The 12102-nt window shown below is 41.6% G+C and carries 9 protein-coding genes; 2 read left to right on the forward strand and 7 right to left on the reverse strand.

The features are described 5' to 3' along the window. Positions 1 to 58 precede the first annotated feature (58 nt). Positions 59 to 430 carry a cupin domain-containing protein gene (locus tag AWN68_RS14985; protein ID WP_068417387.1) on the reverse strand — a complete coding sequence of 124 codons (372 nt, stop codon included), beginning with the start codon at positions 428 to 430 and terminating at the stop codon, positions 59 to 61. A 20-nt stretch (positions 431 to 450) separates the two neighbouring features. Further along, positions 451 to 1497 (reverse strand): adenylate/guanylate cyclase domain-containing protein, encoded by a 1047-nt coding sequence (locus AWN68_RS14990; protein ID WP_068417389.1) that lies wholly within the window; start codon positions 1495 to 1497, stop codon positions 451 to 453. Between the two features lie 244 nt (positions 1498 to 1741). Between AWN68_RS14990 and AWN68_RS14995 the strand changes: the two genes are divergently transcribed. Together AWN68_RS14995 and AWN68_RS15000 are read left to right on the forward strand one after the other, a co-directional pair. Beyond that, positions 1742 to 2536, forward strand: coding sequence for a glucosaminidase domain-containing protein (locus AWN68_RS14995; RefSeq protein WP_172796075.1), 795 nt, complete (start codon positions 1742 to 1744; stop codon positions 2534 to 2536). Continuing rightward, on the forward strand, positions 2533 to 3576 hold the full coding sequence (locus tag AWN68_RS15000) for a polysaccharide deacetylase family protein (RefSeq protein WP_068417393.1): 1044 nt from the start codon (positions 2533 to 2535) through the stop codon (positions 3574 to 3576). The genes AWN68_RS14995 and AWN68_RS15000 overlap by 4 nt, the downstream gene beginning before the upstream one ends. A gap of 15 nt (positions 3577 to 3591) precedes the next feature. On the opposite strand, the gene AWN68_RS15005 is transcribed toward AWN68_RS15000, so the two are convergent. From AWN68_RS15005 to AWN68_RS15025, 5 genes are all read right to left on the reverse strand, one after another. Continuing rightward, positions 3592 to 4935, reverse strand: coding sequence for a VOC family protein (locus AWN68_RS15005; RefSeq protein WP_068417398.1), 1344 nt, complete (start codon positions 4933 to 4935; stop codon positions 3592 to 3594). A 2-nt stretch (positions 4936 to 4937) separates the two neighbouring features. After that, positions 4938 to 6605, reverse strand: coding sequence for an amidase (locus AWN68_RS15010; RefSeq protein ID WP_068418522.1), 1668 nt, complete (start codon positions 6603 to 6605; stop codon positions 4938 to 4940). A gap of 11 nt (positions 6606 to 6616) precedes the next feature. Next, complete coding sequence (locus AWN68_RS15015; RefSeq protein ID WP_068417401.1) at positions 6617 to 8830, reverse strand: DUF5916 domain-containing protein; 2214 nt, start codon at positions 8828 to 8830, stop codon at positions 6617 to 6619. A 206-nt stretch (positions 8831 to 9036) separates the two neighbouring features. After that, positions 9037 to 11721: an ABC transporter permease gene (locus tag AWN68_RS15020; RefSeq protein ID WP_068417404.1), complete on the reverse strand. Its 2685-nt coding sequence runs from the start codon at positions 11719 to 11721 to the stop codon at positions 9037 to 9039. Beyond that, entirely contained in the window at positions 11721 to 12050 is a 330-nt protein-coding gene (locus tag AWN68_RS15025; RefSeq protein WP_068417406.1) for a PadR family transcriptional regulator, read from the reverse strand. The genes AWN68_RS15020 and AWN68_RS15025 overlap by 1 nt, the downstream gene beginning before the upstream one ends. Positions 12051 to 12102 lie beyond the last annotated feature (52 nt).

Raw genomic sequence — 12102 nt, forward strand, 5'->3', positions numbered from 1 at the left:
CAAAATAAATGCTTTCAATCTTGAATACCTAACAGGACGTTAAGAGACTGAAAATGGTTCAAATCCATTCTTGATCATTGTGTGTACGTTCATCCACTACTTCACCCGTGTGCAGTGTGGCGGCCGGCTCAAAGAGCATTACCCAAACTTCTTCCCCGTTTTCTGTTCTCGGGTTATGCTCTACTCCTTTAGGCACAATAATCATTTCCCCTTCCTTAATTGTTTCTGTTCTGTCTCTAAATTCCATGATTAACGTACCCTTCCACACCAAGAACATTTCGTCTTCATTTTCGTGACTATGCCAAACAAAATCATCTTTCAGTTTGGCCAACTTGACCAATTGGCCATTGAGTTCTCCCACTATTTTTGGTGTCCATTGGGCTGAAAATTTTGAAAACTTTTCTGAAATATTGGCCTTTGTGTTTTTCATAAGTTGAAGCGATTATTTGATTAAGCCCGATCTATGGCATATATTTTTATCAGTTCGTTTTTACCTCTTAGTTCTTCTTCGCCCAATAGTTCGTGTACATATCCATTTTGATGACTGATTTTGTCATAGTAGCATTCTGATACAAGTAAAAGGCGATCATAATAATTACATTTTTCTTGAATTCTAGAAGTGATATTCATCGTGTCGCCATGGTAGGCTATTTCTCTTTTAATTTCGCCCACTTCTGCTGAAGTCACATCTCCCTTATTGATCCCTGCTTTAAAAACAGGAATCTGCCCATACTTGGTGATATAGTGATTCTTGCGTTTACTCAGCTGATCCTGAAAAGCCCAAAATGCTTTTATACAGACACTATAGTCCATGACTGGGGTTGTTTTCCAACTTAGTACTACCTCATCTCCCACATATTGATATACTTCAGCTCCATACTGCTGTACAACCTGCAAATCGAAGAAACAGTCTTGAATAAACTGACTATACCGAATATGACCTAATGTTTCGGCAATTGTGGTTGAACTCTTCAGGTCTATAAACATAAACACCCTGTTTTCTACACGTGGTGTATAGAAATCACCTCTGAGCAAACGCCATAAATTACCATCACCTAACGATAGGTTGATTTGCCTTAAAATGGCCATTACAAAATTGACTAAGACGGAATAAAAGAAAACCAATATGACAGACGGGTTTCGCAGGAACTGCCAAAAGTCAATGGGTTCATTAAAGTCAAATGTATTTTTGATCATGAAAAATGCCAGTACAAACATGATGGACATAATGGCAACATTGCTGATTAGGCCAAAAAGCTCTAATCTCCACAGCGGAATTCGTCTGTATAAATTACGTTCGATCTTAATTTGAGCCAAGCCAAAGAGTATCCCAGCCAAGGGACCGAAAATCATAACCAATCGTAAAGCATGAACTGGCTCTGGAGTGGCAGGTGCATTTACTGTGACCCCATAACTACGCATGACTACCCAAAAAGCAATGGCAATGATCCAACCAATGATGTAATCTCGTAATATCTTTAGGTTTCGTTTGTTCATGTAGGGTATTGAGCTGGCTAAGTTAAATCAGATATGTTTAAAGGCAATTTTTGAACCAATGCAAATTGACAGCATTATCAAACATTTACTTCAATTGGAGGTTAAGCAATTTGTGACGTACTCACCTAATAAGCATTGCTCATTTTTTAAAAGTATAATTATTCAAACTAATATTTAATATATTTGGCCCATGCCTCAAAGCGACACAAGGTTTAATTTGACGACCCCATTTTTCCTTGGCACTTTGTTCTGTTTTTTAATTTTCTCCTGCTCAGAACCAGAGGTTTCTAATACTGTTACGCTAGAAGTAAAACACATTGAGTTACAAAGTCCTGAAGATATCCTTCCTTTGAAGGATTCATTGGTGGCTCCTCTGCTATATTCCCACATCAAAGGGATCGATACGCTTGAGGTTAACGAAAAGAAAGACAAATTCATTTCTGCAATTCTACCTGCCATTTTGGTAGCGAAATACAGGATTGAACAAAACAGAAATAAGGTTAAAAAACTATTAAAGAAAGAAAATTGGACCGCTCAAGACAGCACCTTTTATAATCACCTCTGTTCGGAATACGGAACCGACAACCAAACGGTTTTACTAAACAGAATGGTTGTCCATCCCAATAGCATTATTTTGGCACAAGCCATTATTGAAAGTGGTTGGGGCAGTTCAAGGGTTTTTCAAGAAGCCAATAATATGTTTGGGGTTTGGTCATATAGCCTCAATGAGCCAAGAATAGCCGCTAAATTTCAAAGAGATGGAGAAACCATCTATTTACGTAAATATGATGATTTTGCAGATTCGATTGAAGATTACCTAAAGACGGTGGCGAGAGTGAATGTCTACCGAGAATTTAGAGCTGCAAGACTGGTTACTTCAGATCCATTTAAGTTAATCACCCACTTAGCCCATTACTCCGAAAGACGTGAAGAGTATGTTATAGAGCTTTCTGCCATGATTCGATTCAATGGGCTAACACAGTTCGATAGGTATATTCTCGACCCTTCATACATCAATTTAAGCGGCAGTATCCAATGAAAAAGGTCTTATTCCTCAGTCTGTTTCTTCTTTTATCTACTAGTGCCCATATTTTGGCCCAAGATATCCAGCATGAAATCACTTCACTGGTCTACCATAGGTTTGGGGATGATCGTTTTCCCTCGACTAATATTGATACCAAAATATTTGAAGAACACCTGAAATTTTTGAAAGCTGAAGGTTATACTTCGCTTACCATTTCAGAAACAGTAGATGAAGTAAACAATAGTAGATCCCCAAAAAGAAAATTAGTGGCCATTACAATTGATGATGGCTATAAAAGCTTTTATAAAAACGGGCTTCCATTGCTGAAGAAATATGGCTTTAAAGCCACATTATTTGTCAATACAGAGTCCATTGGCTATGCGGATTATATGACTTGGGAAGAAATAGCTGATGCCCAGAAAGCAGGCGTAGAAATTGGTAACCACAGCCATAGTCATCCTTTCTTTTTAAGCGTTTCTGAACAAACTAGAAGCAGCTTTTTCAAACAGGAAATGCAAGAGAGCCAGGAACTAATGAAAGCCAACCTCAACTTCACCCCAAAGGTTTTTGCCTATCCCTATGGAGAGCACGATGAAGAAATGAAGACAATTCTATCAGAAATGGGTTTTAAAGGTGCCGTTGCTCAAAATTCTGGAGTGATAACGGAGTATTCGAATGTATATCAGTTCCCCAGATTTCCTATGTCAGAATCGTATGGTGATTTAGATCAGTTCAAAGAAAAAATGAAAATGAAGGGCATGGCGATCAGTGAAGCAGAGGCCATTTCTTCTGGAGATGGCAATAGTGTGAGAAAACCCAAAGTCAGTATAGCGTTTTTCAAAAATGACTTGGTTGTAGAATCAATGCAGTGTTTTGTTCAGGGCAGCAGCTGCGCGAAGACCATGAAAATTACACAAGATGGAAAAGTAGCACTTTCAATTCGCCCCGAAACAGATTTAAAAAGAAGAAGAACACTATTCACGATCACTGTACCCGACTCAAAGGGAAACTGGCATTGGTACAGTTATTTGTGGGTGATCCCTGAAATTCAGTAATCAAGCGTTTAACACCTAATTACTCCCCAATTCCTTGAGTAATTGCTTGTTTGCAGGGTGCTCATTAAAACTGTCGAACTCCAAAAAGTAATTCCCTGGATCGTAACCGACAAAGCCTGAATATTTGCCTTCTTCATCCTTAGAGATAGTATTCTCTCTCAGTTCGAAAGGTTTTTGGCCTTGCACATAGTTAAACCAACCTTCTAGGTCGTTGACGATAAAGCCTACGTTTACCGCTTTGTCCTTCGCATAAGAATGCATTCCCCTACTCACATCTACCAAACCTATATAACTGTCGTCAGTGGTTCTGTAAATCTTTGTCCATACCTGATCTGCGGCCAACTCAAAGCCCATTACATTCTCATAGAAATTCTGAAGTGGCAATAAGTCTTTGTAATACAGCCAGGTAATTGAAGCATGAAAACCCAGCGTTGTTCCCTTATGATTCGCAGTCGTCAATACATCATGGGTATTGGCCAAATAAGGAATAAAGTTTTCATTCTCTTGGTCTTGCTTAAATACTTCAAATTCAAGCAAATAACCTTCTGGATCAATGGCTACAAAGCCATCGTGCGGGCCTCCCTCCTTTGGTTTGTAAGTGTATTTGATCTCTACCTTCTTTTCTTGTAAGTAGTCATACCATTCTGCCAACTGGCGGGTGAGAAAAGCTACAGCCACAGACTTGGGTTCATCAGCGGAATGCATGCCTTTGGCAGCATCGACTAGTGTTAGGAAAGATGTGTTGGAGATCTTTAAGATATTGGCGTTGTCATATTGGGCTACAATTGCCAAGCCCATGACTTCAGTATAAAACTCAGTAGCCTTTTGTATATCCTTGTAATAGAGAAAGACATTACTTGCCTTGATACCAAAATCGGTCAATCTGCTGTAATTGGTATTGGCAGTGAGTTTATCATTAATTCCTTTGGCCGAATAGCCCAGCAAGCACCCAAGTCTTCTGGCAATTTCTTGCCTTTCTGCCCCTTCATATAAGCCAGACTTCTCTAAGCTACTTCTGTCCGCCTTCAATTGAATATAGGCTTCATAACTATTGCCCTTGTACAAAATGAGTATTGCTTTCCCTTCGGCTATTTCCGCATCGAACAAATCGGTTTTAATCAGTTCAGTTTCTTGGACTAGCTTCACACCGTACTTGTCGGCTATGGCTTCTGCCATGGGTAAAAACGCATCCATTTCAGCTGCTGTCATCGGTTCGCTGAAAGCAATTTGCTTTGCGCCACTATCCACCATTTCAGCAAAGGCAGCTAAACTCCCGAGCTCATTACTGAACTTTTCTGGAGTACCACAACCCATTAAAAAAGCGGCAATCAAGACAATGGTTAAGGCTTTAGATTTCATTTTTACTTTTTTGTTGAAAACAATGGCGGGTGTTGCTCATCAAAGTCTGTCACATTTTGATACGCTTTGGCCAAGGCTAAAATCACTCCCTCATCGTACAAATTACCAATAAGTGTTAAGCTTGTTGGTCTATTGCGTTGATCGAAACCTGTTGGAATGGCGATTACAGGATGCCCCGTTAAATTGGTCGTCAGCAACTGGCTTCCGCGAGAAGTTTGGGAAATGATCACATCGTACTGCATAAACAAAGCATTCACTTCTTCAATCAGCTGTCTTCTTTGACGGTTGGCCTGTATGTATTCTACAGCTGGAATAAAGCGGGCTTGTCGTAATGAGTTGGCCCGCGAGCCTTTGGTTTGTTCTACCATACTGTCTGCATCGCCTGAACGTACCAGGTCATCAAAGAAGGCACCTGCTTCGGCACGAAGAATGATATCGAAAACATTGAATGGATAGTCAGTTGGTAATTCTATCGCAGTAGGCGTAATTCCCATTTCTTTAAATACAGCCAAAGCCGACCTGATGTTATTGCCTGTGGCGGAAGAATCTCGATCGATGTCTCTTTTCAAATAGGCCACTCTTAACTCGCTCGGCTTTTTGGTCGAACGATTAAAAGGCACATTGCTGGTGGTTGGGTCCTTTGGATCTTTACCATAAATGGCGTTGAAAACAATTTCACAGTCTTCAGCAGAACGACACATTGGGCCGATTTTATCCATCGACCAACTCAAACTCATTACACCATAGCGACTAACACGACCATAAGTCGGTCTTAAGCCTGTAATTCCATTTCTAGACGAAGGTGAGGTAATCGATCCCAAGGTTTCCGTACCCAATGAAAAGCCCACCAAGCCTGCTGAGGTAGCTGAACCTGGTCCAGCGGAAGAGCCACTTGCGCCTTGATTCAAATCCCATGGATTTTTGGTCTTCCCACCAAACCAGACATCTCCCCTGGCCAATGAGCCAGAAACCAGTTTCGCAATTAGCACCGCTCCTTGGGCTTCTAATTTCTTTACTACACTCGATGTATGATTGATCATTTGATGCTCATAAGGAGCAGCCCCCCAAGTGGTAGGATAACCTTCAACAGCCATCAAATCTTTCACCCCATAAGGAATACCATGCAATAGGCCTTTATAGTTTCCAGCAGCAATTTCCTGATCTGCTTTTCTGGCTTGTGCCATACCCAGTTCTTCCGTTAGGTTGATCACACTTTGAAGCTGAGCATCATAACGCTTTATACGATTGACATACAACTCCGTAAGCTCTACCGAAGTGATTTTTCTGTTCTTCAAAAGCGAAGCCAGTTGCGGAATACTATAAAATGCAATCTCCTCTCTATTGGCCGGCAATGCTACATTTTCAGGAATAACGAAGGCTGCGTTGGCCTGTGCTACTGGAAACTCAAAACCAGCAGGATGCGGATCGAAAGTCATCGCAGGGAAAGTTTCGTTGTAGGTTTCGTATTTCCTCAGGGTATCATAGCCACGTTTATTTCTGCCCAAGTATTGGTACATCGTGTCAATGGCGTCTTTATCGAAATCCAAGCCCATTAGCTTTTGGCTGCTTCGGACATCTTTTTTCGTAAAACCATATTCGTTGGTTTTACAGCCTACGGAAATAGCCAGAACAAAGCATACGGCCATGATGAGTGTGAATTGCTTCTTCATTTTAAGGTAGATTATAAGTTTAGCCAATAAGTGAGTTTAAATACCAATGCCCTAGATTTTGACCTTCCAATATCGATAAAACCACCATCTTCAGTGGCTAAATAATTGTCGGTGTAGACCAGGAAGAAATCGGATACTGGGGCAAATCGCCATTGAATTCTTGAGTTAATATTCAAGTTATCAATTTGGCTATTGTATTGTACAAAAGTGGTCCAGAAAAGCTTTTTTGTAAAGGTAAAATCAAAACGCGGCCCAATTAAAATCAGATTAGCGTCATTGTAGGGTTGCGGTAAGCGAATGCGGTTATAAGCGAAATTAATGCTTGTAAAACCTAGCGGTTGATATCTTAAAGAGACACTTCCTTCCAAATTCAAACGTGTTCCATTGTAATACTCCCCCGACCTTGTGCTGAGTGAATAAGAAACAGCCTTCCTTTGGTCTGATCGAAAACTGGCAATAAAGAGGTAGGTGGTATAATCTGTATCGCTGGGTAGCGCCAAACCGCCTGAACCGCTCGGGTCGAAACCATTGAAAAGGTAAGTGTACTGTTTTCTCAGTCGAAAACTGAGCGAAGTAGAATTCTTCCAATTCACATCATAGAGCAAGTTGGCATCCCAATCCAATAAGCCATATTCAGCATTGCCCACCATATCGAAATCAATACCTGGCCCATGTCGCTGAACTCCGCTATTGGCTGGAAAAAAGGAATACCGTGCCGTGCCATTGAGCTGTTTTACATTTCGTCTTCTTACAAAACCAACTTCTGGGTTATAATTTGCACCTACTTTTTGAGAGAACAAGTTCGCAGAAAGCTTGGGCACCCCATATGACAGGTTAAAGCCCGCAGCATAAGCCTCATCGGGTTGCACCTGATCTATGGATTGATGATAGAAGGCCTTTCCTGCCCATCTATTATTGGCTGAAGCCATGTTGTAATCCATGCCCACGGTTCTATTCCATTCCGTAAAGTTGGCAGCGTCATAGGCCTCTTCTTTCTGAAAAGTCTGCTTGTTCACCAGCAAGAATGAAACATTGGAGCGATTGAAAACCTTTTGCTGAAGCGATAGCACAGAGAAATTATAAGAAGGCAGCCCAATGCTTTCATCACTTCCCGCCTGCATAGAAAGAAAACCGAGACGCAAGTCATCATTTACTTTCCCGCTCAAACGTGTGCCTACTGGAATTGGGTTCTGAACGTTCTGACCAGTATTTTCATCCCGCGCCACCCCTATTCTTCTAGAGAAAAATGGCCGGGTACTACTCGTTCCATAAGCCGCAAAAAGGTCAGCATTTTCTAAAAAGAACTGGCGCCTTTCAGGAAAGAAGATCTCGAAGCGGTCTAAGTTCGTCACCTGCTGATCTACTTCCACCTGCGAGAAATCAGGGTTCACCGTAACATCAAGGTTTAAACTGGGCGTTACCGCAAACTTCAAATCAAAACCTGCATCAAAACTGTTTTCGGAAAGGCTTTCATCGAGGTAGTTCTTCTTGGTGCCTGCCGCCAAATAAGGAATGAAGGAGATGTTCGAGCCGGGTTTCTTGGTGGGCTCATCCCAATTCAAGGTGCGCATAGTACCCAAATTAACGATAGAAAAATTACGAGAAATAGGCGACCAAGTAGAGCGCTCAGTGTATTCACTGTCGATTCGATAGAAATTCACATTCCATTGGCTTTGATCTTCGGTAAAGCGCAACGTCTTAAAAGGAATGGCCATTTCTGCCACCCAATACCCATCATATTGTTTGACTACGCCTTGCCATTTATTGTCCCAGTCCAAGCTAAAGGCGCCATCTCCAGATCCTCCATTGGCAATTAAACCTTCCCTGCGGACGCCAAAAGGATTAATACCAAAAAGCACCGCATTGGTATTGTCCTGAAATGGGTCAAAAATAACAGAAAATGAATCGTTCGCTTCTCCCCTAAAATCTCTTCTGAGCGATGGTGTAATGTAATTTCTCTCCCCATTCGGGTTTCTCATTACACCCGAAACATAGATGAACTCATCATCATACAGTATTCTTGCCGTGGTTTGCGCCACTGCCAAGGAAGAATCATAAGGGAAATACTGTTTGAAGTTATAAGCCGAATCGGCAAAAGCCCAAGCAGCTTCATCAAGAACACCATCAAGCACGATAGGGCCAGTAGTTCTTCTAATTTCTAATTCCTGACTGAAAGATGAAAGCCCAATAAAAAGTAAAAACAGGGCCAAAGATGTTTTGAACATTATACAAAACTAAAATTTGCCAGTCATTTATAAGTCCAATTTACATCAATGGAAAATAAAATTTGGCACATTATGCCTACGCTCTTAATAGGACATTTCTGATTTGAACAACGGAAATCTATTACATCCCCCTTGAAAGACGGTAAAAAAATAATGGACTTCCCGCAAAGAGAAGCCCATTATCATGTTATAAATATATATTTTGGTTATTCCGCTCTCAAGGCCTTCACAGGGTTCGATTTAGCTGCCCTGATGGCATGATAGCTAATCACCAATGTGGTTAAGCCAAAGGCCAGGGCTGCGCTTAAAACAAACATGTCTGCACCTATGCTAATTTGGTAGGCAAAGTCTTTGAGCCAGTTGCTCATTAAATACCAAGTAAGCGGCACCGACAATACAATAGCGATGATCAACTGCCACGAAAAATCATTGAACAGCATTGCGAAGATTTTGAGTGGTGATGCCCCCAATATTTTACGGATTCCGATCTCCTTCACCTTCGTATTCACAATAAGAATAGTAAGCCCTAATAGCCCTATACTGGCAATCAACACACTTAATACGGTAGCTATGCCGACAATTTTATTTACCCTTGCTTCATCTTGATACATTAATCGCAACTTCTCATCCACAAAATCGAACCTCAATTCTTCGTTAGGGAAAGTGGAAGCCCAAGCCTTATCTAGTATGGATTTCACTTCTAAAAGGCTCGTTCCAGTATATTTGAACACCAATTTTGGGGTAGGCGAATCGTTAATACTAATATCATTGATGCCAGAAAATATGGTTTGGTCATTTTGTGTAATTACTAAAGGACGAACCTCGCTATGCAGCGACTCAAAATTGAAATCTTCGGTAATACCAATAATGGTGTTATTACCAAAGTCCTGCCCCGGAAGCTGCTTTCCTATGGGGTCAGTTAAACCGAAATAATCCACTGCGGCTTGGTTCAGAATAATGGATTCTCGCTTGTCTAAATCCAATGCAGGGTCAAAGTCTCTGCCCTCTTTCATTTGAATGCCAAAACTCGAAATATAATAAGGATCAACCACCAACAGGTTGAATTGCTTAAAGGCATCATTGTTATCATTGAAACCCACTTTCATCCATCCATTAGCACCGAAAATATGGCTTCCCATGGCGACATCCGAAACATCAGGGTTCGATTCTAGCTTGGTCTTCAATAGTTGACCGTTTTTAAAGCCAGAGGTAAAATTATCGCCTAAACCCTGTGCTTCAGGGGCTGGGTACAAAACCACAGAGACCATCGCATCACGATTGAAACCCAAGTCTTCGTTCTGAATAAAATTGAGCTGTTTTTTCATGATCAAGGTGCTTGAGATCAGGAAGACTGTAAGCAATAATTGAAAGACCAAGAGTGATTTTCGTAACACGTTCTTTCCGCCCATGCTGGACGAGCCACCACGAAGCACATTGGTTAATTTAAGGCTGGAAAGCACCAAAGCAGGATAAGCACCCGTAGCCAAACCGATGCCCAAAGCCATCACCAAATACACCCAAAGCGATTCAAAATCGAAGGGCATGACTAAATCTGTATTGGCCAAGTTATTGAAAAGCGGCAAGAGCAAATAGGCCACCACTAGTCCAATGACCATGGCAATAAAGGTGATCAGAACACTTTCCGAAAGATACTGCCAAACCAAACCTGATTTCTGTGCACCTACCACTTTTCTTACCCCAACTTCCTTGGCGCGTTTCATGGACTGCCCCATGGAAAGCGTGGTGTAGTTGATACAAGCAATCAAGAGTACAAGCAAGCCAATGGCCCCAAGCACATATACATATTTAGGATTGCCAACAGGCATATTTCCTAATGGAAATTCAGGATTCAGGTGAATGTCGGTGAGGGGTTGTAAGCCCAAAGTATACTCTCCTTCTTCTACCCTGTCGCCCAAAGCGGTTTTGACCATGGCAGGCAGTTTTTCTTCCGTAGCTGCGAGCGTAGAGTTCTCTCTAATCAGTACAAAGGTTTCTGGAGAAACATTGAACCAAGCTTGCAGTGCTTCTTTTCTATAGAGAATATCATCATTCTTGTTCGAGATCATCATGTCAAAACTGAAGCCTGTATTCTTGGGCAAGTCTTGCATAATGGCCGACACGTTGAATACGCGGTTCTCCCCATTGATCTGTACCGAAATGGGTTCGCCAATAGGCATTTTGCTTCCAAAGTATTTAGTCGCATAGGCCTCGCTGATGACGATGGACGTTCTATCCGCCAATGGCTTTTCTTGATTTCCATTCACAATAGGAAATGAAAACATCTCAAAGAATTCTGGACTGGCTATGGCAATGGGCTCGTTGATTCTTGCACCTTCTTCCCCCACCAAAAAATTATTACGGTTGTATTGCACCGCCATTTCTATATCGGGAATATTGTCTTCGAGCGCCTTTTCTAAAGGAAGTGGTGAGTTGGTGTAAAAGAACTGTTGGTCACCACCGTAATCTTCTAATGTCCAGGTACGGTAGATTCTATCTCCTTTTTCATGGAATTTATCAAAGCTTACTTCGCGCTTTACATAAAGTGAAATGAGCAAAAAGCAGGCGATGCCAATGGAGATTCCGGTTACATTTAAGAGGGTATTTACCTTCTGCCGCCAAAGTACCCTTGCGGCAATTTTAAAGTTGTTGCGTGTCATTGTTACAATATTTGAGTTGAACCTTGTTGTTTTCTTGATATTGGACCATTTGAAAAAGCGCAGCACATTCCAAGCGTAGCGCCAATTGGCCCTTCGTTTTCCATGGGTTTGGCAATTGACCTGATAGATCTCTTCTAAGTCGCCACTGATTTCTTCCAAAAACTCTTCCTTGCAGAAGAAGGTCAGGAAGCGATAGCTCCAGCGCGGTGGCTTTATGGATTGTTGTTCCTTCATTAACTGCCGAATGAGATGTTGGGAATGCGGTTGTATAAACTCATGCGCTGCTCTTGCACTTCGTCCAAAGCCTTTTTACCGAAAGCCGTGAGTTCAAAAATGCGTTTTCTACGGCCTCCCCTTTCATTCGTAGGTCCACCCATTTCGGAAGTGACAAAACCCTTTTCATCCAAGCGCCTTAAGGCAGAATGGATGGCACTAATATTTACCGATCGGCCTGTCTCTTTGGCGATATCGTCCATAATGCCCACCCCATAGGCTTCTGGATAAAGGGCGCCTACGGTAAGCAGCACCAGTTCTTCAAATTCTCCGAGGTATGTTCCTTTCATGCGTATGGCGGTTAGGTTATTACTTACGCAAATATAAAAGAAGTATATCTTT

It is taken from the genome of Roseivirga echinicomitans, assembly GCF_001592935.1.
GTDB lineage: Bacteria > Bacteroidota > Bacteroidia > Cytophagales > Cyclobacteriaceae > Roseivirga > Roseivirga echinicomitans.

Bases quoted from the DNA above. Each gene is read 5' to 3' on its own strand.
- AWN68_RS14985 (WP_068417387.1), bottom strand. From the start codon at position 430: ATGAAAAACACAAAGGCCAATATTTCAGAAAAGTTTTCAAAATTTTCA.
- AWN68_RS14990 (WP_068417389.1), bottom strand. From the start codon at position 1,497: ATGAACAAACGAAACCTAAAGATATTACGAGATTACATCATTGGTTGG.
- AWN68_RS15000 (WP_068417393.1), top strand. From the start codon at position 2,533: ATGAAAAAGGTCTTATTCCTCAGTCTGTTTCTTCTTTTATCTACTAGT.
- AWN68_RS15005 (WP_068417398.1), bottom strand. From the start codon at position 4,935: ATGAAATCTAAAGCCTTAACCATTGTCTTGATTGCCGCTTTTTTAATG.
- AWN68_RS15010 (WP_068418522.1), bottom strand. From the start codon at position 6,605: ATGAAGAAGCAATTCACACTCATCATGGCCGTATGCTTTGTTCTGGCT.
- AWN68_RS15015 (WP_068417401.1), bottom strand. From the start codon at position 8,830: ATGTTCAAAACATCTTTGGCCCTGTTTTTACTTTTTATTGGGCTTTCA.
- AWN68_RS15020 (WP_068417404.1), bottom strand. From the start codon at position 11,721: ATGAAGGAACAACAATCCATAAAGCCACCGCGCTGGAGCTATCGCTTC.
- AWN68_RS15025 (WP_068417406.1), bottom strand. From the start codon at position 12,050: ATGAAAGGAACATACCTCGGAGAATTTGAAGAACTGGTGCTGCTTACC.